The organism is Pedobacter sp. MR22-3 (assembly GCF_026240075.1).
GTDB lineage: Bacteria > Bacteroidota > Bacteroidia > Sphingobacteriales > Sphingobacteriaceae > Pedobacter.
Map to the genome: position 1 here is coordinate 204,525 of NZ_JAPIVF010000003.1, position 26,811 is coordinate 231,335.

Here is a 26,811-nt window from a genome sequence, read left to right on the forward strand (position 1 = left end):
ACATTATTTTTAGTATGTCTATTTAAATTCTGATTTTATCGGTATTTTCATAAATTTAGGCATCTTATAACCATCTGATTAATGGAAACCAATTTTTTACAACTCAATTTCGCTCAATTAAACAGACTTTATCCTTACTTTTTGTTATTAGATGAAAATCTGAACATCGTTCAGATGGGTGAGGTATTGAAAACACTATATGGAGATTATATCGGAGAAAATTTCACAGATCATTTTGAGCGGTTTGATCAGGAAGATATGGATAATCTGATTTTTTTGGGCAGAGATACAGCGCTCCGTATAAAAAATGTTGATGGAAAAGTTTTAGGAAAATGGGAGGAAATCAGTGCCCAGAAATCATTCTTATTTGCCGGAGAAAAATTTTTGCGCAACAATAACCAGGAACTGATGACGGCAAATACAGTTAATGAAAAGCCTTCCGACATTAAAGAACTGTTTCTGGCCAATATGAGTCATGAGATCAGAACGCCTATGAATGCTATTATCAGCATGGCTGGTCAGCTTTCTAAAACCAAGCTTACTGAAGAACAGGATTATTATCTTCAAACCATACAAACAGCATCAACCAACCTGTTGGGAATTATTGACGATATTCTGGACCTTTCCAAAATAGAGGCCGGTAAAGTAGAACTGGAGCATATAGGTTTTAATCTTCCGGTAGTTCTTTCAAAGGTTACGCAGTTAATGCGGGATCAGGCAGAAAAGAAGGGATTGGAAATAGACTTTATCCTTCCGGAAGACATTGATATTGCACCAGTATTAATAGGAGATCCCTTGAGGATCAATCAGGTAGTCATGAATCTGCTGAGTAACGCTATAAAATTTACCGAGAAAGGTTTTGTATCATTAACCGCCGCAGTTTTGAAAGAGGATCAGGGAAGCCAGGAAATTAAAATTCTGGTGAAGGACTCCGGAATTGGAATGGCCCCGGAATTCGTGAACCGGCTTTTCGACAATTTCAGTCAGGAAAATGAATCTGTATCGCGTAAACATGGCGGAACAGGGTTGGGGATGAGTATTTCTCAGAAATTGGTGAAACAGATGGGTGGGCATTTCGATGTGAAAAGCGAAAGAGGGGCTGGTTCTGAAATTTCTTTTATTGTCAAACTTCAGAAAGGCACTGATATCCACCTTCCGGATGATGTTATCGTAACCCAGAATGAAGAATTGTTTGCGGGTAGAAAAATTCTGGTTGTTGACGATAATGAAACCAACAGACTGGTGGCCAGTGCAATTTTATTGAATTATGGCGCTCAGGTATTGAATGCCGAGCATGGTGAGATGGCACTTGACATGGTCAAGGATGAAGTTTACGATATTATCCTGATGGATATTCAAATGCCTGTAATGGATGGGTATGAAACAACCAGCATTTTGAGGCAGCAGGGATACCCCGGCACGATCATCGCCCTTACGGCTTCTGTGGTTGCGGGAGAAAGGGAAAGGTGTATTGCTGCGGGGATGGATGATTACCTTACCAAGCCCATTAATGAAGAACTCCTGATCAAGGTGATAGATAGCTGGATGAAGAAGAAACCAATTCATATTCCAGAGCCGGAGCTAACACAACCTTTATATAGTTTAGAAGGCCTCAGAATAATCAGCAAGGGGAGGGAAGATTTTGTAACTAAAATGATTGAGTTGTTTTGTGGACAGGTACCTGATACATTAAATCATCTTAATGCCTGTTTCCGGGAAAATGATCTTCCTCAGGTTTCTAAACTGGCGCATAAGTTAAAATCTACTATTGATCATCTGGAAATCAAATCAATTCAGCGCACCATCAGAAGCATCGAGGCATTGAATGAAGATGGAAGTGGAGCGGAGCTGCATTCCATGATTGAGGAGGTTAATCGTGTGCTTAACCAGGTAATGGATGAGCTTCAGGCGGAAATTCAAAAAAGAAACGGTTGATATTGAGCTTTGCTATCCACTACTTGATCTAAAAATTGGATGTTTTTAAAAGATGATTATGATCCCTTAAGCTTTCGGTAATGTTTGGATAAAAAATCCGAAATTCTTTTTCCCAATAACAGGTTAGCCAGTTTGCCGAGCGTGCTATAGTTGGAATGCTGAAGCCATGAAGCCGCAAAATGATGAATGCTGTAAGTATTTCCGGTGATATTTATCTTTAGCGTTTTCCAACTTTTCGGGCTGAAATAGTCACTTGGGTAGATGGTGCAATAGTTTGACAAGATTTGTAAAGTATTATCCGTTTTGAGGGATTTTTTTTCTTTCATGAATGCCGTTATACTCTCCGTATTTGGATTAAGATCTAATGCTCCATTCGCCAGGTAAAAACTTCTGTTGTGATAATAAGATAATAATTCATTGACCCATTGGCCCTCCTTCATACTTCCCATTATTGCCGAAGACAGTAAAAAATTCCCTTCAAATCCGGTAAAGGCAACATCCCGAAGCATGGCGTCATCCAGCGGCCTGAGAAATTCTACATCAGTATCGAGGTAAATCCCACCCACCGTTTTAAGGGCATATAATCGGCAAACATCAGATACGAAGGCAAACTTACGTTCATGATAGGCTTCCTTTGAATATTGATATAGGCTCACGTCAAAATTTTCTTCGTTCCAAACCATAATTTCGTATTCCGGAAGATAACGGTTCCAGGAGGCAATGCATTGTAAAACGAGGTCTGGCATTTCTCCTTTTCCAAACCAGCAGTAGTGTATAATTTTTGGTATCATCGTATCACTTTCCTTTTTATTTTTTGATAGCCTTCATATAATTCGGTACGCTCAAACTTGATCACCAGGGAAATTAGAAAAAGTATGGTGCCAATGATCAAGCCATTGGTTAAAAAGGTAATCCAGGAGTCAATGGTAAACAGATTGAGTTTTTTCCAGCCATATGCAATTAATAACAGCAGCATAAATCCTGCAAGGCCCTTGATCATTTTGATAAAAAAATACCATCGCTTTTCTTCCAGGCAATAGGCTGCATATAATGGGGTAAAGGTAAGGTGACTAAATACACCACTGATCAGTGCTGCAACGGGTATGGCATATACACCCAGATTACTGTATAAACATAGGAGTATTACTAAAACGTAATTTAGTATAGAGATAAAAATTCCCCATATGGAAGCCATTCTTAATTTATTGGTAATAACAAAGACATGATATACCGTTTCTACCGTTCCATGAACGATAAAGGGAATAAGTGTAATAATAGAAAGAATGTGCAGCCCTTTTGCATCCTGCGTGGGTAACCACAGATGAAAAAAATCTTCTCCATAAACAAAAAATACCGCCAGGGGTACTAAAACCACCAGGAATATGGCTTTAAAAGACTGATTTAAGGTATGCTTAAGTTTCTCCATATCGTTTCGGGCATAGGCCTTAAACATTTCCGGTAAAAATATGGGGACGATGATTCCCAGCAGGATATAAATGGCGTTCGGAATAAATTTGGTGAGGGATAAAAAGCCCATGCCTGATGCGCCAAAAAAATGATTGGCAATCAATAAATCCAATTGGGTGTTAATCACATTAGACAGTGCCATGATGGAATTCCAGATTCCGGCGCCAACAACTACAGACAGTGTACCTTTAGCGAAGAAAGCCCAATCGATAACAATTTCTGGCAGTAGTTTTTTGGTAAGCCTGTAGTTCGCGATGAGGGTGTAAAGCGACAGGATGGCCGTAACTAAACCTAAAAAGTAAATCTTCGGCGTGAAAAAATAAAACAGTAGTATGATGGTACCCAGTTTTATGATGTTAGAAGCAATATTGATATAGGCTAAGCGGTCAAATCTGTTCAGCGCAAAGGCCGTTACAGAAAAAACTGCTGATGATACATTGATAACCAGGCTGATAAACATGAAGATGAAGAGTAACCTTACATCTTCAAATAGTCGGGTAGGAATATCAAGTATATTGCTGATGAAATAGCAGAACAATGCACTCAAAATGATAAAAAAGAACGAAATCAACAGGTTTCCAAATAATATGGAATTGAAATAGGTATTTACCTCCCTGATTTCTTTTTTCTCTAAACTTATAGTGATGTACCGGCTTGACATGGAGTTTAATGCAGTGGTGATAATACCTGCATACATGATAAAGTTATTGGTTAACGGAAAAAAACCATAAGCCTCCTTACCTAAATGCGCTACGATGTATGGCGTTAAAAAGAAGGAGATTCCGATGCCGGAAAGGGCACTAAAAAGATTGGAAACCAGGTTAATTACGAAGCGTCTTCTATCCATAAATAAAGGATGACTAAAGTAGTGGTTTTTTATTTAATTTATACAAGCACTTAAAAGGTTTGCAATAATTCTCTATTTTAGTCCTCAAACGCAAGATTTTAATTTTTTAATCAATTGGAACCACTCGTATCGATAATTGTACCCTGCCATAATTCTGCTAAGTTTATTACGGCAACCTTAAATTCAGTGATTGCCCAGAATTATACCTCATGGGAATTAATTATCATCGATGACAAATCATCAGATGATACCTGCACCATTGTAGAAAAGTTTGCTAATCAGCACAATAACATACAATTGATTCGTTTACCGGAAAACAAAGGTGTTTCACATGCGAGAAACCTTGGGATGGCAAAAGCCGGCGGTAAATATATTGCGTTTCTGGACAGTGATGATATCTGGCTGGAAAATAAGCTAGGCCGCCAGGTGGCTTATATGGAAAAAGAAATGCTCAGTTTAACCTTCTGTGCCTACAATAGAATTAATGAAGATGGCGATATCATTTCAGGGGTAATTCCAGCGCCATTTAGTGTAAGCTACACTCAATTATTGTCGCATAATGTCATCATATTTTCAACTTCCATGATGCTGAAGAGCACTATCGGAGATTTACAATTTTCGAAGGCGGGCCATGAAGACTGGATTTTCTTCCTGCAGTTGCTTAAAAAGTGTAAACTGGGATACGGAATCAATGAACCATTGGCCTTGTATAGAATCAGGAAACATTCCCAGTCTTCAAATAAAATGAAGGCCATTGTCAAAACCTGGAAAATTTTTAGGGAAAGTGAAAAACTTGGTCTTGTAAAGTCTGTATATCACTTCATCAATTATGCTGTGTTAACGGTCTTGAAAAGGCTGAGGTAGATTAATCGAAAATTTACTTCTGCAGATCGAATCCTAAATTTTTGCTGTCTTTACGATGGGTATAATTCCATAAAAGGCCTTTTAATACCCATTTTGCCAGGTGCGATTGCTGATTAAATAAATATTTAAACACCGCCTTCGGGCAGGCTATTAAAGTATAGTACACAGAAAAGAGAACGGTATTCATTAAGCCTGTATTCTTCCTAATAAAGAGCATCCTGTTGCGCGTGTGGAAATAGATTTTTAGCGGGCTGTCTATGCCAACACTTATTGATTCCTTGTGGTAAACATGGGTTTTGCCAGTAAACCAAACTTGTTTGCCAATTGCTTTGAATTTTTCACACCAGTCCAGCTCTTCATAATACAGAAAATAATTTTCTTCCATTAAGCCTGCTCTGAGCAGGTCTTCCTTACGGCACATCATTGCGGCACCATGGCAATACCCGGTTTGATGGCTTTTATTGGCATATTGCCCTTCATTTCGATCCAGTTCGCCAATGGTGGCATTTCTGCCTGTGAGGTGATTTACAGGCGTGAAACCTGCATACTGAATTACATCCTTTCGGTCGTAATACAATAATAACGGCGACAAAAGCCCTATGTTTTTATGTTGTTCCAATTCAGCACAAAGGGTTTCGATACATCCGGCAGGCAATTCGGTGTCGTTATTTAATAAAAAGATATAATCGCCAATGGCTTGCTTAATTCCTAAATTATTCCCACCAGCGAAGCCCAGATTCTCCTTCGATTGGATATATTTAATGTTTTCAAAGTAAGGTTGAAAAACATTTTCCTGGTTTTGCTTAGCCCCGTTGTCTACAATGATCACTTCAACATCTTTTCCATCATAATGTTTACCGATTGACTGGAGTAGTGCGATGGTTACGGCTTCCTGGTGAAAATTGACGGTAATGATGGAGGTGGTGGACATGCGTTTTATTAATATTGATGTTAATCTGCCTGGCAAAAATAATCTAAATGCTTTTGATAATCGATTTCATGGATGCGATCTAACTTCTATTTGCTGAGACTTCATTTATAGCCTGGTAAATTTCTTCGGCATTTTTGGCCCATGTATGGGTATGTGCAAAGTTAATTCGTTCAGTAGCCAAAGTTTCGCTGTGCTCAACCAATGCTTTTTCTGCCAATGTTACGTAATCTTCTTTCGTTTCAGCCAGGTAAACATGCTGTTCAAAAATGCTCATGGCTGCTGTATTGGTGGCGATAGTGGGTTTGCCCATGGCCAGATATTCGTCAATTTTACGAGGATAATTGCCTATGGTAAGCGGGTTTATCGCCTGCGGATTTAAGCAAACATCAAATCCTTTAATGTACGCAGCCAGTGTCTCCGTTTTTTTGCTTCCTAAAAAGTGTACATTGTCTAATTGATGAAGTTCACTTCTTTTAAAATCATCATCCTCTGGTCCAACCAATATGATACTCCAGTCTGGTCGTGTTTTTGCCAGGTGTAAAAGAATGGCTTCATCAAGCCTTAATGATAATATGGCACCGACATATCCCAATCTCGGACCTTTGATTGCAGAAAGATCATCTGGTAAAGAAATAGGGTCATCATGTTTGAACAACTTAAAATCACAACCCTGTCCAACATAAAAAGAATTCGGATTGTATTTTTTACAATAGTTGGCCAAGAAAACTGAATTTGCCACGCATAAATCACTTTTTTCAATCAGTTGTGGCTCCATGTATTTTCCATGATACTGCCAATAGGGGGTAGCAATGATATAGTCTCTGGAGTAATAAACACTTATCCAAGGTTTTAAAAATTCCTTTAAATGAAAGCTCCTGAAAATATCATTGTCATTAAACAGAACGAAATTTTCAAAATTCAATCTTTTTGATGCGACATGAATGTCCCGGGCAAATTTCCTGTTATTTAATTTATTTAACCAGCGGAATACCGGCATGATTTTGATCCAGTTAATGGATTCGACTATGACTTTAGGGTAATACACCCACAGATTTGGCGATACCTGTTCGAGGCCTTCTTCCTTACCGGCAATAATGCGCAACCTTTTCTTTACCAATTCAACATTTCTTTGTTGCAAGCTCGTCCTTCGGTCTAAAGGCGCATTCACGTACAGTACCCGGTTGTTTTTGCTAAATTCAAGCGCCAGATCTTTGCAATTACTGCCAATTGCGGTGTCCCAGGGTTGCTGACCAACGATAATAATGTCTCTGTTCTTTAAAATCGACATTTTCTTACTTTTTTGTATGTTCTGATGTGTTTAGTCCTCTGATGAAACCCACTATTCCAAACAGGGTGCCTATGATGGCCAGCAATTCTATCGGCATGATTAGTGATTATCTTTAACAGGTTTATTGTGATGCGGCGTGACCATAAAAGATTTTTTGGCCTTGCCAATACTAAATAATGCGATCACCATTCCAATCATTGCTCTCGGAATTTGTAAGATAGCCAGATAAAGCCTTTTATCTACATAGAATTTTCTGGGTATGGCGATGAACAAGGTAATGCAAAGACTAAGGAATAATGTGATCCAGAATTCCCTGCCCGGTCCGATAGGATTAAAAAATGATTGTGCAGCCATGATGAATAGCAATGCCAGTAGCAAGATCCTGGGTACTAAAAAAGTTTGAAATGTTTTATTGAAAAACGCTATGTTTCCCTTAAATAACATCAATATGCCTTCTAAAGCATATTCTTTCAGGAATTCTATTTGAGATGCAATCCATCTTGTGCGCTGATTGGTAAACACCTGTGCATTTTCTACTTTTTCATCATAAACAAATACATCATTTAGGTAAGCCACTTTAACTTTATCGCTGGCCATCATAAAATCCAGTTTTTTATCTTCGCCCACTGTTTCTCCAATATAACCTAATTTGCTATGGAAATATGAAAAATCGAAAGCCACTCCCGACCCAATAAGTGTGGCCGATAAACCCAAAACAGCATGACCTTTGCGGTAGATCTGGTTATTCACCTCTTCATTACAAGCGTCTAAGAAAGCAAAACTGGTATCTACATTTTTAGCTGTTCGGTGTACCTGAATGACTTTGTTCCCCTGTTGAAAGGCATAATTGATGTAATGCAAACAATCTGCTCCCAATACATTATCAACATCCAGTACCATTGCAATATCGAAACCCTTATCTTTTAGCTTTTCCATGGCAAAGTGCATGGCTTTCCCTTTGGTGCTTTTTTTAAAAAAAACCTCGATAACATTTGCACCCATTTCTTTCAAAATGGCAATGGTTTGGGGCTGTAAGCCGTCTGCAATAACGACAACTTCAAAGTCTCCGTTATAATGATGGTTTAATGCAGATTTTACACTTTCGATAATAACACTATTTTCCCTGTAGGTAGGAAAAAGCAAGGCAATCTTTTTATAAGTGATGGCATGTTTTTGTGATTTAGGTAAATTAAAAAGGCCGGCGATCGCAAAAAAAGCCAGATACAAGCAATTGATAAGCAGGTAAATGCCTAAAATCCAAAGTGCTATGTGTAAGAGATTAATGATGATTATTTCCATCAGGTTCAGTTTGGTTTAACTTTTTATCAAGCCATGGTGCAATATATACAAAAGACCATGACATGAACATGATTACAGATGATGGCATTCCATTCATCACTTCATTGCCGTAACTACAGATAAAACAGGCCACTGTTCCGGCCGTAAGGGCAATCATCTTTGCCTTTAACCCCGGGTCTTGAATTTTCCAAACAATGCCGCTGCATTTCCCAATAATATAGGAGGTAATGGCAAACCAGAAGATGAGGCCAACAACGCCATACATTACCCATACCTTTACCCAGTAGCTGTCTGGTGGTATATTGGCAATAACTTTATCGGAGTTGTGGGTTATTCCATTCATCCCGCTCATTCCTAAACCTGCGCCAAAAGGCAAGTCTTTTAATATGGATTTTAGCTTTTTCTGGTTATCCAGCCTTACTTTGAAAGAAGCATCTTCCGGATTTAATGCGCTGCGTAAACGACTGATCTGAAATATATTTTCGCCAATGGTTGTATATTTTAAGATAAAAAATCCGCTTCCACATAACAAGATACCTACAAATAATACCTTAAAATTTTTACTTAGAAATAAGGCGCTTGCTACGCCGGCTGCCAGCGCAAATAGTGCACCCCTGGTACCTGAAATGGCCATGCCATATAGAAATACAAAGGTGAATAATGCGATAATTATTTTTTTTCCAAAGCTAAACGGGCCAATAAGGAGTGCCAGCGAGATCACAGCCATAATGGCCTGCGAGGCACCAAATTGCCCCGCATCCGAGTAAATGGAAAATACCCGGAGCTTACCTTTTATAATATGCGTCATCTCGTTACCCATGCCCATCCATTGCTGTTCGCCGCTGGTGAGGCCAAAATAAAGTTGTTTTACACCATATAAACAGGCGAGAAAAGAAAATAAGAAAATGAATATAATAAACTTATTTAAGTCTGACCGGCTGTTAAATATTAAAAATACCAGTGGTGAAATGAGCAACCAGTTTAAAGCCACAAACCTTAATTCATTAAACCAGGCAACAATGCTTCCACCGTAGGGATTTAATATTTGAAGGAAACTGATGCCAAACCAAATTAATGATAATATTACGTGTTCATTTTTTATGTTTTGCCAGTTGAATTTATCCATATTGATCAGGATACTACACCAGGTGAGCAGCAATAGTGCTTCTAAAGCAAGTCCGACCGGAACCTGTAAAAAGGATTTAACCAGAAATCCCAGACAAAAGCAATAGGCAAAATAGGCCCAAAAGGCAAGGCGTGGATTTTTGACAGCATACACCAGAAAAGTACCTGAGGCCGCAATGGCTATTGCACACAGGGGACCAAGCAATCCAAATTTGCTGATGGAACCAGCAACTAATATGGAAAGGCACATGGCGATAATAAAAAAAATAATCTTTTTTTTATTATCCGTGATATAGGTGTTCAGTTTATCAAGCATTAGCCTGCTGATTAAGCTTTAACGCCGCTGATGATCCATCCTGCAAACTTTTTGTCCGCATTCAGTTGTGTAACCTTTTCCTTTTCATGGTTGGCAATGGAGTCGCCTGCCATAAATAAAGCGATGTATTGATCTGTAAAGAAGATCCACTCTTTAATGGCCGACAAACTGTTTACCGGATCTAAATACACCAGGATTAAATCAAACTGTGCATCAAATGTATTGAATATTTGCTGGATGCCTTCCTGATTTCCCTTTTCCAGCAGCGACTTACCTCCTAAATCATTGCTTAAAAAAGTAATGGACTGATCAGCTACAATGGTTGCTCCTGATAAAATATTGCCGATAGATTGGTTGGTCGGAATTTTCAATTTTTCCAGTTCCACGGCTATTTCAGCATGACCAATGATTAAAATCTTTTTGCCCAATGAAGCAAAAGCATAAGTTAAGCCAACAAGTGTAAAAATTGGAGATCTGGCAGATTTCAGACTTGTAATTCCCAAAACTTTCTGGTTTTCTGTGGCAAGCAAACGGTCAATTTCAAAACGGAGTGCACGCATTTGGTCCTTAAACAATGAAATTTCTTGGTCTGTATGTTCCTCCTCCCAGATTTTGGTGATATCCCTGTGTCTAGGTTTGATGAAATTTAACTCACCGATTACCTTGCTATTGGTAGCTGCTTTTAGTTCCTGCGCATTGTTAATAGAATGATCTAAAAAGTAAATGATAAATAGCAGGAAAAAACAGATAGCGAAGCTGGCGATAACACTTAATGCCATGTAAATCGGTTTTTTTGACGATTCCGCAACGGTAGGCACACCTTCCTGTACGAGTTGCAAGCGCAGACCAATATTTTTATCCAGACTGGTTTGGTTGTAGCGGCTTAGTATTTCCAGGTATTCTTTAGTTGCTACATCGGCATTGCGTTCATAATCCTGAACGCCTGCATCAAAGGGAACCATTCCGGTAAATTTTGCATTTAACTTGTCTAACTCCCTGTCGATATCTTTAATACCCGCCGTCGTTTTTTCTAAATCGATTCCTATAGCTATGCGTCTTTGAACTAAAGTTTGCTTGGCAACGAGCGGATCGCTTACGTAACGGTCATTTGACTTTAATAACTTTGCGCTCAACAGCAGTTGCAATGAATCAACTTTCTTTTTATCAAGGGCTTTATAGCCACCATCCAGGTATATATTCTCTGCAGTTTCGATTTTGTTTTTTAAATTGATGATATCCTGATTATCAGCCACTACTTCAGCTCCAAGATATTTATCTGTATTCCGGCCATCTAACTTATCATTTACATTTTTTAAGGCGGCCAGGGCAGCTTGCCTGTCAATTAAGGCCTGACTTTTTTTATTCTCGTTATCAGTAATTTGCTGATAGATGATTTGTGATTGCTTATCCAGATTTAATACGCCGTTTTTAATTTTATAATCTTTCAACTGGCGTATGCGGTCGTTCATCACAGTTTCTTTTTTCTTCAGGAGCGAATCCAACACCAGTATGGATGTGTTTTTATTGCTGATCTGATCTAAACTGTAATTATTGATAAAATCGTTGGCGAGGGTATTCACCACAAAAACAGAAAGCAAGGTATTCTGAGAAATAAATTCTACGGATATAAAATCACTGTTCTGTTCATGCGTAATATTCAGCTTTTTATTCAGCTGTACCGTACCATAGCCCATAGATTCAACAAGGTTGAACAGCATTAACCTGCCATTATCCAGGGGGGTTAGTACCTCTCTTTTCATCAAGCGGCTCTCGAACAAATTAATAGCCTCTTGTTTTTGGGCAGCATTCAGATTTTTGAGGTCGGTACTTAGCGGCTTAAAAGGTGCCTGCGGGTTTTTGAGGTCGTGCAATATTAATCTGTAAGACAGCAGACTCATATTTTTCGGCATCCGCATCACATCGATAATGGTGGTAAACTGTTGGTTCAGTTTTATAATGATATCAGGACCCGAATAACCTTGTACTTCCGATGCCACCTGCCGGGATGGATCTAGTAAACCAGTAGAAATCTGTGCCACAGATTTATATTCTTTCGGTAGATTCCTCACAAAGAGAAACGTGATGATGAGTGTCAGTACAGGGATTGAAATGATCAGCCACCTGTACTTACGTGTAAGATTTAAAAATTCTTGAATGTTCATACTTCTTTATTTCACGTCCTCTAATGCCTCACCAATCAATGCTTCGAGTGAATCTTTAGCTTTGAGCAGATTAAGTTCTGCCAGCAAGCGTTCAGAATTGGCATATGATGTTATCGTTTTCGCCTTGGTATAATCATCCAGACTGGTTTCGCCTTTCTCAAATTTATATCGAAGTGCGTCACTGGCCGCTTTATTATCGGTATAGGTTTGCGCCTTAACTTTCAGATCTGCAGCTTCACGCAAATATTCGTAATAGGTTTTCTTCACTTCTGAGGCCAGTAATATGTCGTACTCCTGTGCCTGGTAAATCTTTTCATTATGTTCTTCTTTCGCCTGCCTTACATAAGCAGGAGTTCTGAATAAAATACCTACGTTAAAAAAAATACCAAGCTGCAAGCCGTTTAATGTATAGTTATTGGTCGTGTTAATTTTTGAAGCGTTGGTTGGACTATAATTATAAGAAGCTGTAAAAGCATCAAAATAAGTAGCCCTTGCTACGCCAACTTTAGCCTTTGCGCTCAACTCACTGGCCTTATACATTTTCCTTTTAGGGTAGTTTTGCTTGGCCAAATCAACATACTTTTCCAGAAGCATGTAGTTAATATTTCCAATAAAGCTCTCCTGGGCATAGGTATTTATAGAAAATAGAATAATAATAATGAATAGAAAAATTTTGGCCATTGGTTTGGTAATCTACCGTTTTGTTTGGGGATTTAAGTTATTGAGATAAATCAAATGTCAAAATTAGTGAATTAGTATATTCTTTTCTGTAAACTAAATCCTTTTTTTTCATCAAGTTGTAAGCTTTTAAGTACCTGAGTAGAATTAATTTCATAACCGTGGTGATCCAGATGCTGCTACATCACCTGCTATTTTTTTATTTTTTAATGAAAAAGTGTTTCTATTGTTTATTAAATAGGATTTTTATGCAGTGAATAAATCCTGATGTACGGTGTTTCAGATATGATTAGGCGCTTATTACTAATGGCTTTTTAATTGTTTTGGAAACTGATCAGTGGGAAGATCGTGCAAAAATTTACTGTTTTTTACTGAGTTTATGTTCAAAATGGTTGACCTGTCTGTTTTCTCTTCTTAAAATCATGCCGTTTTCCATATCAGTTGTAACCTGTTAACTACTTTCAGAATGAACATGAAGAGATCAGATAATTCTCAAAACAGCTGGTATAAAAAAGAGGCTGATCATTTTATCAATGATGCAACCTCCTTTGTAAAATGGTTGAAAATATTTTCTAATTATTATCCCACCAAAGGCGATCGGTAATTTTCGCTTTTTGCTGCGGTTGAGGATTAGAGATCATTTCTGAATTTGGATATAAAACCCTTCTCGGAATTTCTGATAATGCATTTTTTACTTTGGCTAAAACCGGAAACCCGGTGCGGCGCCAGTCGGTGTAGTTTTCCGGGTTCAGGAAGTTAGACACCGATTTTTCCTCCATAATTAATTGTATGGCATTAGTTGCACGAAGTGGCCCCCTTGCAGCAAGGTAATTATTAATGTCGGTTGTACTTACTCCTAATTTTTCCATATGGCGTTGAACACCTTCGGCATAAAACGGCTGTGCAGCATCAGCACCGGAAATAATAAAAGTAGCCTCAGCTTTTAAGAAAGCAGCTTCAGTGTAATTAACGAGGTAGTTATTTGCACTGGCACCTGCATAAAAATCTGCCGGAATAGAATAGGATTCCAGGCTACCGATTTCTTCCAGTCCAATCTGCCTGCCGGTATACAAACCTGTTTCAGTAGCTGGTTTCACCATCTTACTGAGTCTGGGATCATTTCTTAATTTCAGCTGATCCACAAAAGTATTTGCCAGCACGAATGTACTGCCGGGTAAAAAGTTCTGTTGCCATGGGTTTTCAGCTCCTGCAGAACCGCTAAATGAGATTTTAAAATCATCATCATTATTTTGCATACCATTGCTTAGTGCTGTTAAAGCCAGTTGTGCCTGTGCTGCTGCAGAAGTACCTGGTGCCTTGGTCAGATGCATGTAGAAGCGTGCTTTTAGGGTATAGGCAAGCTTTTTCCATTTTGCCATGTTACCAAGATAGATAAGATCGTCTGCACCAGGTGTTAAACCCGTCTTCTTATCAATATCTGCAATGCTTTCATCCAGTAAGCGCTGCAATTGTATGTAAATCTGCTGTTGCGAGTCATACACAGGCGTAAGCATTTCCTTTCCCTTAAAAGCCTGGCTGTAAGGGATATCGCCAAAAGCATCTGTGGCATAACCCAAAGTATAAGCACTGAGTATTTTCGAAATCGCGGCATAATTTAAATTGCCATTGGTTGTCGCTTTTATATTCAGCAAGTTCAGGTTATTTAATGTGCGCACGTAGATGCTATTCCAATCACCATCCATGTCTATGTGATACATTTGATACGTGCCGAAATTGGGTGCTACCTGGTTCAGGGCCATTACCTGCAGGTACTGCTGAAGAATCACACTCAGGTTTCCATCCCCTGAAGCATTTATATTTTGCGAGATGAGCATTTGAATAGGCGGAAGCATCAACGATTCCTTCACATCTATTGGTCTGTTAGGATCATTGTTCACATCTATATATTTTTTGCAGCCGGCAAAAGCTGTGATCAGTGTAAAACTTAAAATATAATATATCTTTTTCATGTTGATTATTGCTATATGTTGCTTACAATGTTAACTTCAGACTAAAATCTACAGATCTTGAGGTAGGAATAGAGAAGGAATAAATTCCCTGTGAACCATTGGAAGAACCAAATGAACTTACTTCAGGGTCTCCACCAGTAAAGTGTGGTGCGTAAATCCATAAATTTCTACCCGTAACCTGGATTCCTAGTGTTTTGAAAGGCGTTTTTTGCAGCCATGTTGGTTTTAAGTTATAGCCGAAACTTACATTTCTCAATTTTACGTAAGTACCATCCTGAATAACGGATTCAAGTATACTGTTGATACGCTGGTAATAAGCCTGACCTGAAACTGAAACCGTATTGGGTAATCCGGTAGTGGCATTAACACCTTCCACTACTCGGTTTTCCCGGTTTTCCGTTACTTTTGGTGTACCATAAAAATAGCCATAGCCATCAACATTGTTCTGGATATCGCCACCTTTTTTCATATCAAAGGAGAAACTTAAGGTAAACTGCTTGTATTTGAAGTTATTGATAATGCCGCCCATCCAATCCGGATTGATGTTTCCGATAATGCCCTGTTCATCTGCGGCGAATGGCAATCCATCGTCACCGATGGATAATTTGCCCTCACTGTTTCTGGCATATCGTGTTCCATAAATGACGCCATAAGGTTGATTGGCCAAAATAAAAGTAAAGCCATTACCAATCTGGTTAAGGTTATTGTAAATAGACAATACTTTATTTCTGATTCTGCTATAATTCAGTGTCAAATCCCAGCTAAAGTTTTCTGTTTTAATGGGTTTAGCATTTAAAAGTACTTCGATACCTCTGTTGCGCATGGATGCAGTATTTACACTGGTAGAATTAAACCCGGTTGAAGGTGCAAGTGCTACATTGGGAATAATTCCGTTTACGGTCTTTTTTTCGAAATATGTTACTTCCAAACCTATACGGTTTTTAAAGAAACCGGTTTCCAGGCCTACCTCAAATTCATTAATCCGCTCATTTTTTAAGTTGGGATCACTTAATACCGTACTGATCAGAAAGCCGGATTGACCTTGATATGGAAAGGCGATGTTTCTTACTGTTTGTGATTCATAAGGTGTAAGCAGGCTGTATGGACCAATACTGGCATTTCCAACGGTACTGTATGATACCCTTAACTTTCCGAAGCTCATGATGTCAGAAACTTCTTTTGAAAAGAAGTTAGAGAAAATAAAACTTGTAGCGGCAGAGCCATAAGGATAAAAGCTATTGTTTCTGGCCAGTACGGAAGTTCCGTCATATCGTCCGGTGAGGGAGAGGATCAGGAATTTTTTATAGTCGATATTTGATTGCAGGTAAAACCCTATTTTTCTGCTTAAGTAGCTGGTTTCCGTAAATTTAACCGTAGAAGTAGATCCTATGTTATCAAATCCCGGAACGGTAATCCCAAGCCCGTTGGCATATGCATTTTCAGAATAGGTAGAGATAATGTTATTGCCTAAGATGGCATCAATGTTAAAATCACCAAAACTTTGATTGGCTCCGATAATTAAGTCGTTGTTGTATTGTCTGAAATTGGTGTTACTATTTACGATCCGACCATTGGGGTTAGATACGGAGAGTGAAGATTCATGATACTTTCCTTGTTCGGTGTATACATCAGCACCAAAGCGTTCTGTTACAGTTAACCAGCTCAGGGGCTTATAACTGGCGTTAAAAGTGGGTAAAAACCGGTTAACTACTGATGTGTTGCTGATATTATCCAATACCCAGTACGGATTGTTTCTTGAAAAGCGGTAAAGTCTTTGTGTTCCGTCTGGATTAAGGGCAGGTTGAAGATTGTAAGAAACCGGTGCCGTAAAGATTGTCCACACCGGACTTTCTAAAGCATAACCTTCAGGTAACCTGTTGTTTTTAGTGTTGGCATAATTAAGAGAAAAGGTAACGTCAAGATTTTTAAGTATTTGCGTGCTGAATTTTCCAAAAACCGTGTTTCTGTCAAAGGAGGTTTGTGGTACCGTACCATCTTGCGAAAGATTGGTATAGGATAGGAAATAAGTACCTGAAGCACCACCACCATTTATACCAATGGTATTGGTATAGGTTTTACCGGTTTTAAAGAATAAATCTGATTGATCGTAAACCGTTGCTGGTTGTCCGTTTATTTTTAGGGTGTCCATTCTTGCTCCCCAGGAAGTACTTGTTTTTTGGTTTACGCCATCAAAATATACACCGTTTGATCCTAATGAGTATTTATTCTGAATCTCCGGCAGTAAAGGGGTTTCTAAAGACAGTGAAGATGAAAAACTCAATGTTGGTTTCTTATTTTGCATTCCGGTTTTCGTGGTGATGATAATTACTCCCTTTGCACCGTCAGAACCATAAAGGGCCGTTGCTGCTCCTCCTTTTAAAACGTTGATACTTTCGATAATATTAGGGTCCAAATCTGCTATTCTATTCGTTCCCGGGCCAGAATTCAGGTTTCCGGTTTCATCGTTATTGACCGGAATCCCATCAATTACCATTAAAGCTTCATTATTTCCATAAAGGGAATTGGCACCCCTGATTACTATTCTGGATGAGCTACCCGGCGAACCTGATGAACTGGTGATCTGTACACCTGAAACTTTACCCGCCAGTGCATTTACCAGATTGGGCTCTTTGGTTTGAGTTAACTGTTCACCTTTTACCTCCTGCGAACTGTAGGTAAGGTTGCGTTTTTCACGCTTAACGCCCAATGCGGTAACTACTACTTCGCTCAGGTTCTGCTGATCTTCCTGAAGCACAATAGACACTGCAGGCTGCCCGTTGAACGCAAATTCCCGGGTCTGGTAGCCTATGCCGCTGATGACCAGTACAGAAGGATTTGCGCCGCTGATGGAAAATTTCCCTTGAGCATCTGTAGATACGCCCTGGGATGTACCTTTTACCTTTATTGAAATGCTAGGTATGGGCATTCCATCTTTAGTCGTAATTTTACCACTAATGAGAGACGTTTGGGCTTGCAGCTGTATAAAACAGAGCATGACTACTGCCAGAAAAGCAGTTTTGAGTTTAGTTATCATGTGGTTTGGTTGTTAGTCTGCCCAAATTTAGGTGACTTGCAAACCAGATCATTAGAGGATTTTATCAGGTATTAACCATAATTTAACAAAAATATTACGCAAATGTTAAATGCATTGGAGGGAAGTATGAAATGCTGACAATGATGAACTTAAGGTATAATTTTATATTTTTTAGCATAACCCGAATGAAGTTTACACTTTAAACATGATAATACGATAGGTTATTTTAGTTGCATGAAAAATGAAAACGATATTTTAATGAAGGAGTAGAAAATAAAAATACTTCCAATTTTTTTAAAGCATCCAATTGGTATATCCATAATATTAAAGAATTATTAAATCATCATGATTGATGATGAATATCATTTCATTTAAATGCTCGTATCGATTATTTAAGCCACATTATAAATGAATTAACAGGTGCACAGTTGGCTTTTTAAAAAATAAAAATGCACCTTTGCGAACCGCTAGCAGAGGTTTTGGCATGTATTAAATTAAATAGTTGTTTATGGAAGAAATGGTTGTAGAAGAGGTTCAGGAACTACTTGAAAAACAAGATGATATTGCCTTAAAGAAATATCTCGACGGACTGAATATCTCTGATGTAGAAGAATTAATTGATGAACTTCCACAATGTGCAGCCAAATTCATCGAAACCATTTCCCTCAACAGGGCTGTAAACGTATTTCGTATTCTGGATTTCCCTACGCAGGAGCGGATCATTAAAAAGCTTTCAGGTAATAAGTTAAATCAAATTATAAAGGATTTACCACCTGATGATCGTACCGCGCTTTTTGGTGAAATGAAAGGCGATGTGGTAAAGAAAATGATTTCCCTTTTACCTTCTGAAGAACGTAAGGAATCACTGGCACTTTTAGGCTATAACGAATATAGTATCGGTCGTTTAATGACGCCCGATTATATTGCTGTAAAGCCAGAATGGTCGGTAGCAAGGGTGCTGTCCCATATCCGTCGGTATGGAAAAAACTCTGAAACGATTGATGTGGTTTATGTGATCGATAAAGATGGCGTATTGCTGGATGATATCAGGATTCGGGAAGTTTTGTTGGCCGATCCGGATTCTATCATCGGAGAATTAACAGACAAACGCTTTATCGCTTTAAAGGCAAATGATCCGCAGGAAGATGCCATCAATATTTTCAGGATGAATAACCGGGTAGCTTTACCTGTTGTAGATGAAAACAATATTCTGCTGGGGATTGTGACGGTAGATGATATCCTCTGGATTGCCAATGAAGAATATACAGAAGACATGCACAAAATCGGAGGTACTGAAGCTTTAGATGAGCCCTACCTGGATATTCCGATTTTAAAATTGGTGAAGAAACGTGCAGGCTGGTTAATTGTACTCTTTTTGGGGGAAATGTTAACCGCAACAGCCATGCAGCACTTCGAAATTGAACTCGAAAAGGCTGTGGTACTTTCCCTGTTTATTCCTTTAATTATGAGTAGTGGTGGTAACAGTGGTTCGCAGGCTTCAACCCTGATTATTCAGGCGATGGCACTTGGTGAAGTTACCATTGCAGAATGGTGGCGCGTAATGCGTCGCGAATTGGTGTCTGGCTCAATGCTGGGGATTATATTGGGAACCATTGGCTTTGTGCGCATTGTGATCTGGCAGGAACTGCATCTGTATGATTATGGACCTCACTTTTTCCTGATCGCCACCACCATATTTTTTACGCTGGTAGGCATTGTATTATGGGGAAGTTTAATTGGCTCTATGATGCCCATTATCCTCAAAAAGCTGAAGCTCGATCCGGCAACTTCATCAGCACCATTTGTGGCCACAATGGTGGATGTGACCGGTATTGTCATTTACTTTAGCGTAGCCGTATTGATTTTAAAAGGAGTTTTATTATAAAATAAATGATGGAAAAGAAAATAACCACACTTTTTACAGACATTGGCGGCGTGTTGCTTACCAATGGTTGGGACAGGCACGCCAGGGGAGAAGCCTCTGTACTTTTTGATCTGGATTCGGTTGATTTAGAAGAACGCCACCATTTAACCTTCGACACTTACGAAGTTGGAAAATTAACCCTCGATGAATATCTTGAGCGGATCGTCTTCTTCAAGCCTCGTCAGTTTACCTACGATGATTTTAAAGAATTTATGTTCAAAAAATCATTGCCTTACCCGGAAATGATTCAATTAATCTGTGATTTGAAAAAGAAGTATCAGCTTAAGGTAGCGGTTATCAGTAATGAAGGCAGGGAACTTAACCAGTACAGGATCAATACTTTTAAACTGAATGAATTTGTAGATTTCTTTGTCTCATCCAGTTTTGTACACTTCCGCAAACCTGATGCAGATATTTTCAAAGTTGCGATAGATATTTCACAAAGCGATGTAGCCACCAGTTTATATATTGATGACCGGATGCTTTTTGTGCAAGTAGCTGAAGGTTTGGGATTGCAAGGGATCTACCACACCAGTTATGAAGATACCAAGGCGCAGCTTGCGGCTTATGGATTGGAGGTTTAAAACAGTATTTGAACTGTTAATATTGTGAATATTTAAACATTAGAGTTACTAACTTTCCCAGTCGGTTGACAGTAAAAGTTAGTAACTCTTGATTATTAAACATTAAACCTGAAGTGCATAATGTCTCCATCTTCTACCACGTAAGTTTTGCCTTCAACACCCAGTTTACCAGCATCTTTACAGGCATTTTCCGAACCTAAAGTGACGAAATCGTTGTATTTGATTACTTCTGCACGGATAAAGCCCTTTTCGAAATCAGTGTGGATTACACCTGCCGCCTGAGGGGCGGTAAAACCTTTGGTAATGGTCCATGCACGTACTTCCTGAACCCCGGCAGTGAAATAAGTATAAAGGTTTAATAATTTATAGGCCGCACGGATCAATTTATTTACACCAGACTCATCCAGACCTAAATCAGCTAAAAATTCCTGACGCTCTTCATAGCTTTCTAATTCTGCTATTTCAGATTCTATTTTAGCAGAAATAACCAGCACCTCTGCACGTTCATCAGCTACGCTTGCTTTTACCAGATCAACATATTTGTTGCCGCTTACGACAGAAGCCTCATCCACATTACACACGTACATTACAGGTTTTTGGGTTAATAAACCCAAATCTTCGATGAAATCGAAATCTTCTTGCGCAAGAGGAGCAGTACGGATAGATTTGCCATTTTCTAAGTGTGTTTTTACAACCGATAATATTTCATAAGTGCGTTTGGCATCTTTATCACCACCGGTTTTAGCCATTTTTTCTACCTTCTGGATGCGCTTATCAACCGTATCCAAATCCTTTAGCTGTAATTCTGTATCGATAATTTCTTTATCACGGATCGGATCAACAGAGCCATCAACATGGATCACATTACCATCATCAAAACACCGTAAAACATGAATGATCGCATTTGTAGCCCGTATGTTGCCTAAAAACTGGTTACCTAAACCCTCACCTTTTGATGCGCCCTTAACTAAACCTGCAATATCTACAATTTCAATAGTATTAGGCTGTACTTTGTTAGGCTTAACCAGCTCAGCCAGTTTGGTTAGTCTGTCATCCGGTACCGTAATTACACCAACATTAGGCTCTATAGTACAAAAAGGGAAGTTTGCAGCTTGCGCCTTTGCATTGGATAAACAGTTAAAAAGCGTTGATTTACCTACGTTTGGTAGACCAACTATACCACATTGTAATGCCATTTATATTTTTTAATTTACGATTTACGATTTCACCTTTCACCTTTCACCTTTCACCTTTCACCTTTCACCTTTCACCTTTCACCTTTTTCAGGCGGCAAAGATAAGCTTTTAAACTCTTTAATTAAAGCTGGTTATTTGTTACAGCTAGATATTTTATCTAAGTTTATCCAAAATTACAGTGATTAATATGGAAGATTTAGCGGAGGGCGTACCTCAGGAAGTGAAATTAGTGGTAACAGAAGAAATGCGTAGTTACCTTTACGATATTACCAAATGGGCGAAATTTCTATCAATTGTTGGATTTGTATTTTCAGCGATGATGGTTTTAATTTCGTTTTCAATCCCATCAATGATTGCGGGCAATCCAATGCTGGCCAAACAATTGGGTACATTGGGGCAGGGCAGTTCAACTGCAATCACGATCGTTTATTTATTTCTTGGCCTGTTTTATTTTTACCCGAGTTTGTTATTGTTTAGGATTTCAAATCAAGGAAAACAAGGCGTATTGTTTGGAAATCAGGAAAGTTTAAACAGCGCTATGCAACATGTAAAATCGCTTTTTAAATTTTGGGGAATTATTACAATCACCGTAATTGTCGGCTACTTTCTATTGATCTTTTTAATGGGAGCAGGATTGGCCGTAGCATAGCCACTATTGATCAAATCTGTATACAGTAAATATTTAAAGCATAAAAAAGCCTTTGTTTTCGCAAAGGCTTTTTTTATATGATTAGATTAAAACGAAAAATCGTCAGATGTTTTAGCACTATGTTCTCCGTTTTCAGAATATTCATAGCGTTTTTCAATAACATCCTGATGAGATTTAATATAATCAACCGTTTCGTTTAAGCCTTCCGTAAATTTTTCAAAGTCTTCTTTGTATAAGAAAATTTTGTGTTTTACAAACACACCGTCTTCTAATCTTTTCTTGCTCTCGGTAACTGTTAAATAATAATCACCTGAGCGAGTAGCCTTCACATCGAAGAAATAAGTTCTCTTGCCTGCTCTTACTTTCTTTGAAAAAACTTCTTCTCTTTCCTTGTTGTCGAATTCTCCCATGGTTGGTATTGATGTTGGTTTTTGGTTTCGGTAAATATAAAGCAAATATTTAAAGTTCAAAATAAAATTAAATACTTCGTGATTCTTCCTCTAAAAGCTGGTTATTGTAAAGTTCTGTATAACTCCCGTTTTTGCTAAGTAATTCGCTGTGTGTGCCTTGCTCAATGATTTCTCCGCGATCAAGCACCAGAATCTTATCTGCATTCTTAATGGTAGAAATGCGGTGCGCAATTAAAATACTGGTTTTTCCGCTCATCATTTTACCCAGATTATTTAAAATTTCTTCTTCCGTTTTGGTATCAACAGCTGAAAGACAATCATCAAATATTAAAATTCCAGGCGATTTGATTAAAGCTCTGGCAATAGATACACGCTGTTTTTGTCCGCCAGACAATGTTATGCCACGTTCACCAAGCATCGTTTCAAATTTTTCATCAAAATTAATAATGTTGTGGTAAACGGAAGCATTTTTGGCGGCAGTGTAAATTTCTTCATCTGTAACCTGGTCTAAACCAAAGGCAATATTATTTCTTATCGTATCAGAAAACAAGAAAACCTCTTGTGGTACAAAGCCAATCTGGCTGCGGTAGTTTTTCAGATTGAGAGATTTTAAATCATTACCATCAACCAAAATAGCTCCATTTTGAACATCATACATGCGCATGATTAAATTGGCCAATGTAGATTTTCCAGAACCTGTTTTGCCAATAATGGCCACAAACGATCCTGCTTTAATCTCAAAATTTAAATTTTTCAATGCTTCAATACCGGTATCGGGATAAGTGAAACTTACATTGTTGAATTTGATATGTCCATTAATTGTTTTAGCATTAAGTTCTGTCGACTGGATATCAGATGGAATATCTAAAAATTCATTAATCCTTTTTTGCGAAGCTGCTGCACGTTGAATCAAAGAAGTGACCCAGCCCAGCATGGTTACCGGAAATGTAAGCTGATTAATGTAGATGATAAACTCTGCAATGTTTCCGGCCGTGATGCTTCCATTCATCACCTGTATGCCGCCAATGTAAATGGTTAAAATGGTGCTTAATCCGATTAATAGCATCATGGTAGGGTAGAACAGCGCCGAAACCTTTACCAAACTCATGGAATCTTTTTTATAATCATTACTTTGAATCTCAAACATGTTCCGGGTGTAATCTTCCCTGACATAGGACTTGATAATGCGTATGCCTGAAAAACGCTCCTGTACAAAACTTGACAATTCAGAAAGCCTTTCCTGAATTTTTCCGCTTTTCTTGAAAATAAGCGTATTTACATAATAAATAATAACCACAAGGAAGGGGAGGGGCAGAAGGCAATAAATGGCCAGTTTGGAGTTTACATCAAACATTGACCATACAATTAATACCGATAAAACAAAGGTATTGATGGTATACATAATGGCCGGACCAACATACATCCGAACCCGGTTTACATCTTCCGTAGCACGGTTCATAAGGTCGCCGGTATTATTTCTGCGGTAAAACCCAAGGCTTAACTCCTGATAATGCTGATAGATATCATTCTTCATGTCAAATTCAATATGCCTCGACATCAGGATTATGGTTTGACGCATAAAAAACAGAAACAGGCCCCTAAGTATATATAGTGCTATGACCAATAGCCCAAAATACAGAAGGTTACTGCTGAATATGCTATAAATGATCTCCTGTCGGTCAAAGCCATTAAAAAGGTTATAGATCTGTATGTTTTCTGTGATCAGATCAACCGCATAACCAATTACCTGGGCAGGAACAACACCGAAAATATTGGAGATGACTACAAAAATACTTCCGGGTATAATCCACCATTTATATTTCAGAAAATACTTATTTAATCTGCGCAGATGTTTCATGTGGTACAAACTTAGGCAATTTCACGATTTCAAACTCAATAATTATATTGTTAATCCTCATCAGTTTTCAAAATGCAAAACGATTGTGATGTGATCAGAACGAAATATATTTTGTTATAGTTAAGTTAAATGCATGTATTAATGGTTTTTTTATTTTAATTTTGCAGGAAGTTAGCCGATCGTTAAATATGCCAGCAAATTCTCCGTCCGATTCATCCATATTAGCTCAATTAAGTGCCTACGGGCATAAGAAATTGGTTTTTTGCAATGATCCGGATACTGGCTTGAAAGCAATTATTGCCATTCATGATACCACTTTAGGGCCGGCTTTGGGCGGAACCCGGATGTGGAGCTATGCCACCGAAGGAGAAGCTTTAGAAGATGCCTTGCGTTTATCAAGAGGAATGACGTATAAAGCTTCCATCACAGGTTTAAACCTGGGTGGTGGAAAAGGCGTAATTATCGGCGATTCCAGAAAGGATAAAACGGAGACGCTGATGCGCAGCTATGGAAGGTTTATCAAAAATCTGAATGGCGAGTTCATTACTGCAGAAGAAATGGGAACCAATACCAGGGATATGGAGTATATCCGCATGGAAACCAATTATGTTACGGGCGTTCCTGAATCCATCGGCGGGGCAGGAAATCCGGCACCTTTTACTGCTCAGGGTGTTTATCTCGGTATTAAAGCCAGTGTAAAGGAAGTTTTTGGTACCGATATGCTTGCCGGCAGAACCATTGTAGTACAGGGAATTGGTAATGTTGGCGAACACCTGGTGGCCTTGTTAAGAAAGGAAAATGCAGAGGTGCTGATCAGTGACATTAACCAGGAACAACTCACTTACGTTGCCCGTAAATACAAAGCAAAGCCCATTGAAGCTGATAAAATATTCGGTATTGATGCCGATGTTTATGCGCCATGTGCCATGGGAGCTACAGTAAATAACAAAACCATTGAGCGCATGAAATTTGCCATTATTGCCGGCTCTGCAAATAATCAGCTTAAGGATGAGGTTCTGGATAGTGAACTGCTTTCTAAAAAAGGAATTTTATTTGCTCCTGATTACCTGATTAATGCAGGGGGATTAATTGCCTGCTATTCTGAATGGACTGGTTTTGGTAAAAAACGCACTGTTCAGCTCACCGAAAATATTTATGATGCCACAAGAAGTGTCATCAAACTGAGTAAATCAGAAAAAATATCAACCAACATCGCTGCAAACCGGATTGCTGAAAAACGGATTGCCGACATTAAAAAAATTAAATCGTCATATTAATAATTATTAAAAAAAGGTTTTAAAAAACCCACTCGTTCTTACATTCATGTTAAACAGAAGGCACTTAAGGATCAAAGCTTTGCAAAATATTTTTGCATGGCACATGGCAGACAAAAAAGACATTAAAGGAGATTTAAAACTCCTGATGCAAAGCATTGACAGCGTGTACGAAATGTACATCTGGATGTTATCACTTATGGTAGAAGTGACCGAGTTTACGGCCAATGACGCTGCAGAGCGTGCAAATAAACACCTGAAAACTGCGGATGATCTTAATCCCAATTTAAAACTGCTTCATAATAAGTTTAGTGTTTTAATGCAGCAAAACCCTGAATATGTATCAGCAGTCAAAAAATACAAGGTAGACTGGGGATTTGATCCGGAAATTCGTAAAACCGTATTCAATTCTTTAAAGGCTTCAAAAGAATATGCAGAATATCTGGCTGATCCCAATGAAAGTTTAGAATCATCAAAAGACATCATCAAATACATTTTTAGAAAAATTATCCTAAAGAATCAGGCTATTTTACAGGTTTTTGAAGAAAAATTTATCAACTGGCAGGTAGATCATGAAGTGATGAAAGGCATGGTGGCTAAAACGCTCAAGAATTTTACCTTCGATGATCCATTCAAAAATAAGTTAACTGAAATCAGTGCAGACTGGACGGAAGACAGCAAATTTGTACAGGATCTTTTTGTGCATACCTTGCAAAATGATGCAAAGTACCAGGAAATGATTGCTGAAAGGACAAAAAACTGGGAGTCTGAACGTATTGCCCTAATGGATACGATTTTAATGAAAATGGCCATTTGCGAATTGTTAAATTTCCCATCTATCCCGGTGAAAGTGACCATTAACGAATATTTAGAGCTTTCAAAAGATTACAGTACGCCGAAAAGTAATTCGTTCATAAATGGTATTTTAGACAAAATTTTAGGCGACCTTAAGAAAAATAATACCATTAAAAAGATCGGTCGCGGATTAATCGAAGAGTAA

Annotated in this window: 20 protein-coding genes; 7 read left to right on the forward strand and 13 right to left on the reverse strand. The window is 38.5% G+C overall.

The genetic code is table 11. The annotated features are described in order from the left end of the window. Nucleotides 1–81: 81 nt before the first annotated feature. Nucleotides 82–1,935, forward strand: a complete 1,854-nt coding sequence (locus OQ267_RS07850; protein WP_265835466.1) for a hybrid sensor histidine kinase/response regulator — start codon at nucleotides 82–84, stop codon at nucleotides 1,933–1,935. 56 nt (nucleotides 1,936–1,991) lie between these two features. Here the strand turns inward: OQ267_RS07850 and OQ267_RS07855 are convergent, their stop codons facing one another. Both OQ267_RS07855 and OQ267_RS07860 read right to left on the reverse strand, forming a co-directional pair. After that, complete coding sequence (locus tag OQ267_RS07855) at nucleotides 1,992–2,726, reverse strand: glycosyltransferase family 32 protein (RefSeq protein WP_265835467.1); 735 nt, start codon at nucleotides 2,724–2,726, stop codon at nucleotides 1,992–1,994. Continuing rightward, on the reverse strand, nucleotides 2,723–4,249 hold the full coding sequence (locus tag OQ267_RS07860) for a lipopolysaccharide biosynthesis protein (RefSeq protein WP_265835468.1): 1,527 nt from the start codon (nucleotides 4,247–4,249) through the stop codon (nucleotides 2,723–2,725). The genes OQ267_RS07855 and OQ267_RS07860 overlap by 4 nt, the downstream gene beginning before the upstream one ends. Nucleotides 4,250–4,363: 114 nt before the next feature. Between OQ267_RS07860 and OQ267_RS07865 the strand changes: the two genes are divergently transcribed. Further along, nucleotides 4,364–5,113: a glycosyltransferase family 2 protein gene (locus tag OQ267_RS07865; protein ID WP_265835469.1), complete on the forward strand. Its 750-nt coding sequence runs from the start codon at nucleotides 4,364–4,366 to the stop codon at nucleotides 5,111–5,113. Nucleotides 5,114–5,126: 13 nt separating this feature from the next. On the opposite strand, the gene OQ267_RS07870 is transcribed toward OQ267_RS07865, so the two are convergent. From OQ267_RS07870 to OQ267_RS07905, 8 genes are all read right to left on the reverse strand, one after another. Continuing rightward, nucleotides 5,127–6,044, reverse strand: a complete 918-nt coding sequence (locus OQ267_RS07870) for a glycosyltransferase family 2 protein (protein ID WP_265835470.1) — start codon at nucleotides 6,042–6,044, stop codon at nucleotides 5,127–5,129. 79 nt (nucleotides 6,045–6,123) lie between these two features. After that, nucleotides 6,124–7,332: a glycosyltransferase gene (locus OQ267_RS07875; RefSeq protein WP_265835471.1), complete on the reverse strand. Its 1,209-nt coding sequence runs from the start codon at nucleotides 7,330–7,332 to the stop codon at nucleotides 6,124–6,126. A 99-nt stretch (nucleotides 7,333–7,431) separates the two neighbouring features. Next, the gene (locus OQ267_RS07880; protein ID WP_265835472.1) at nucleotides 7,432–8,631 is read right to left on the reverse strand and encodes a glycosyltransferase; all 1,200 of its coding nucleotides are present in this window, start codon (nucleotides 8,629–8,631) and stop codon (nucleotides 7,432–7,434) included. Continuing rightward, entirely contained in the window at nucleotides 8,612–10,072 is a 1,461-nt protein-coding gene (locus OQ267_RS07885) for an O-antigen ligase family protein (RefSeq protein WP_265835473.1), read from the reverse strand. Before OQ267_RS07885 ends, OQ267_RS07880 begins: the two co-directional genes overlap by 20 nt. Before the next feature lie 11 nt (nucleotides 10,073–10,083). Continuing rightward, a complete protein-coding gene (locus OQ267_RS07890; protein ID WP_265835474.1) occupies nucleotides 10,084–12,234 on the reverse strand; it encodes a GumC family protein in 2,151 nt (716 codons plus the stop codon). A 6-nt stretch (nucleotides 12,235–12,240) separates the two neighbouring features. Further along, entirely contained in the window at nucleotides 12,241–12,915 is a 675-nt protein-coding gene (locus OQ267_RS07895; protein WP_265817127.1) for a TolC family protein, read from the reverse strand. Nucleotides 12,916–13,484: 569 nt separating this feature from the next. Then, the gene (locus OQ267_RS07900; protein WP_265835475.1) at nucleotides 13,485–14,882 is read right to left on the reverse strand and encodes a SusD/RagB family nutrient-binding outer membrane lipoprotein; all 1,398 of its coding nucleotides are present in this window, start codon (nucleotides 14,880–14,882) and stop codon (nucleotides 13,485–13,487) included. A 22-nt stretch (nucleotides 14,883–14,904) separates the two neighbouring features. Next, a complete protein-coding gene (locus OQ267_RS07905; RefSeq protein WP_265835476.1) occupies nucleotides 14,905–17,916 on the reverse strand; it encodes a SusC/RagA family TonB-linked outer membrane protein in 3,012 nt (1,003 codons plus the stop codon). Nucleotides 17,917–18,424: 508 nt separating this feature from the next. Between OQ267_RS07905 and mgtE the strand changes: the two genes are divergently transcribed. Continuing rightward, the gene (gene mgtE / locus OQ267_RS07910; RefSeq protein WP_088300829.1) at nucleotides 18,425–19,801 is read left to right on the forward strand and encodes a magnesium transporter; all 1,377 of its coding nucleotides are present in this window, start codon (nucleotides 18,425–18,427) and stop codon (nucleotides 19,799–19,801) included. An 8-nt stretch (nucleotides 19,802–19,809) separates the two neighbouring features. Continuing rightward, on the forward strand, nucleotides 19,810–20,424 hold the full coding sequence (locus tag OQ267_RS07915; protein WP_265835477.1) for an HAD hydrolase-like protein: 615 nt from the start codon (nucleotides 19,810–19,812) through the stop codon (nucleotides 20,422–20,424). 95 nt (nucleotides 20,425–20,519) lie between these two features. On the opposite strand, the gene ychF is transcribed toward OQ267_RS07915, so the two are convergent. Beyond that, the gene (gene ychF / locus OQ267_RS07920) at nucleotides 20,520–21,620 is read right to left on the reverse strand and encodes a redox-regulated ATPase YchF (RefSeq protein WP_088300828.1); all 1,101 of its coding nucleotides are present in this window, start codon (nucleotides 21,618–21,620) and stop codon (nucleotides 20,520–20,522) included. Nucleotides 21,621–21,807: 187 nt separating this feature from the next. Here ychF and OQ267_RS07925 point away from each other — a divergent pair, with 187 nt between their 5' ends. Beyond that, nucleotides 21,808–22,269: a DUF5362 family protein gene (locus tag OQ267_RS07925; protein WP_088300826.1), complete on the forward strand. Its 462-nt coding sequence runs from the start codon at nucleotides 21,808–21,810 to the stop codon at nucleotides 22,267–22,269. A gap of 86 nt (nucleotides 22,270–22,355) precedes the next feature. Here the strand turns inward: OQ267_RS07925 and OQ267_RS07930 are convergent, their stop codons facing one another. Together OQ267_RS07930 and OQ267_RS07935 are read right to left on the reverse strand one after the other, a co-directional pair. Continuing rightward, complete coding sequence (locus OQ267_RS07930) at nucleotides 22,356–22,679, reverse strand: DUF3276 family protein (protein ID WP_088300825.1); 324 nt, start codon at nucleotides 22,677–22,679, stop codon at nucleotides 22,356–22,358. A 67-nt stretch (nucleotides 22,680–22,746) separates the two neighbouring features. Then, complete coding sequence (locus OQ267_RS07935) at nucleotides 22,747–24,537, reverse strand: ABC transporter ATP-binding protein (protein WP_265835478.1); 1,791 nt, start codon at nucleotides 24,535–24,537, stop codon at nucleotides 22,747–22,749. 188 nt (nucleotides 24,538–24,725) lie between these two features. Here OQ267_RS07935 and OQ267_RS07940 point away from each other — a divergent pair, with 188 nt between their 5' ends. Both OQ267_RS07940 and nusB read left to right on the forward strand, forming a co-directional pair. Next, nucleotides 24,726–25,814 carry a Glu/Leu/Phe/Val family dehydrogenase gene (locus OQ267_RS07940; RefSeq protein ID WP_088300823.1) on the forward strand — a complete coding sequence of 363 codons (1,089 nt, stop codon included), beginning with the start codon at nucleotides 24,726–24,728 and terminating at the stop codon, nucleotides 25,812–25,814. A gap of 46 nt (nucleotides 25,815–25,860) precedes the next feature. Continuing rightward, nucleotides 25,861–26,811, forward strand: coding sequence for a transcription antitermination factor NusB (gene nusB / locus OQ267_RS07945; protein ID WP_088300822.1), 951 nt, complete (start codon nucleotides 25,861–25,863; stop codon nucleotides 26,809–26,811).

Bases quoted from the DNA above. Each gene is read 5' to 3' on its own strand.
- OQ267_RS07850 (WP_265835466.1), top strand. From the start codon at position 82: ATGGAAACCAATTTTTTACAACTCAATTTCGCTCAATTAAACAGACTT.
- OQ267_RS07855 (WP_265835467.1), bottom strand. From the start codon at position 2,726: ATGATACCAAAAATTATACACTACTGCTGGTTTGGAAAAGGAGAAATG.
- OQ267_RS07860 (WP_265835468.1), bottom strand. From the start codon at position 4,249: ATGGATAGAAGACGCTTCGTAATTAACCTGGTTTCCAATCTTTTTAGT.
- OQ267_RS07870 (WP_265835470.1), bottom strand. From the start codon at position 6,044: ATGTCCACCACCTCCATCATTACCGTCAATTTTCACCAGGAAGCCGTA.
- OQ267_RS07875 (WP_265835471.1), bottom strand. From the start codon at position 7,332: ATGTCGATTTTAAAGAACAGAGACATTATTATCGTTGGTCAGCAACCC.
- OQ267_RS07880 (WP_265835472.1), bottom strand. From the start codon at position 8,631: ATGGAAATAATCATCATTAATCTCTTACACATAGCACTTTGGATTTTA.
- OQ267_RS07885 (WP_265835473.1), bottom strand. From the start codon at position 10,072: ATGCTTGATAAACTGAACACCTATATCACGGATAATAAAAAAAAGATT.
- OQ267_RS07890 (WP_265835474.1), bottom strand. From the start codon at position 12,234: ATGAACATTCAAGAATTTTTAAATCTTACACGTAAGTACAGGTGGCTG.
- OQ267_RS07895 (WP_265817127.1), bottom strand. From the start codon at position 12,915: ATGGCCAAAATTTTTCTATTCATTATTATTATTCTATTTTCTATAAAT.
- OQ267_RS07900 (WP_265835475.1), bottom strand. From the start codon at position 14,882: ATGAAAAAGATATATTATATTTTAAGTTTTACACTGATCACAGCTTTT.
- OQ267_RS07905 (WP_265835476.1), bottom strand. From the start codon at position 17,916: ATGATAACTAAACTCAAAACTGCTTTTCTGGCAGTAGTCATGCTCTGT.
- mgtE (WP_088300829.1), top strand. From the start codon at position 18,425: ATGGAAGAAATGGTTGTAGAAGAGGTTCAGGAACTACTTGAAAAACAA.
- OQ267_RS07915 (WP_265835477.1), top strand. From the start codon at position 19,810: ATGGAAAAGAAAATAACCACACTTTTTACAGACATTGGCGGCGTGTTG.
- ychF (WP_088300828.1), bottom strand. From the start codon at position 21,620: ATGGCATTACAATGTGGTATAGTTGGTCTACCAAACGTAGGTAAATCA.
- OQ267_RS07925 (WP_088300826.1), top strand. From the start codon at position 21,808: ATGGAAGATTTAGCGGAGGGCGTACCTCAGGAAGTGAAATTAGTGGTA.
- OQ267_RS07930 (WP_088300825.1), bottom strand. From the start codon at position 22,679: ATGGGAGAATTCGACAACAAGGAAAGAGAAGAAGTTTTTTCAAAGAAA.
- OQ267_RS07935 (WP_265835478.1), bottom strand. From the start codon at position 24,537: ATGAAACATCTGCGCAGATTAAATAAGTATTTTCTGAAATATAAATGG.
- OQ267_RS07940 (WP_088300823.1), top strand. From the start codon at position 24,726: ATGCCAGCAAATTCTCCGTCCGATTCATCCATATTAGCTCAATTAAGT.
- nusB (WP_088300822.1), top strand. From the start codon at position 25,861: ATGTTAAACAGAAGGCACTTAAGGATCAAAGCTTTGCAAAATATTTTT.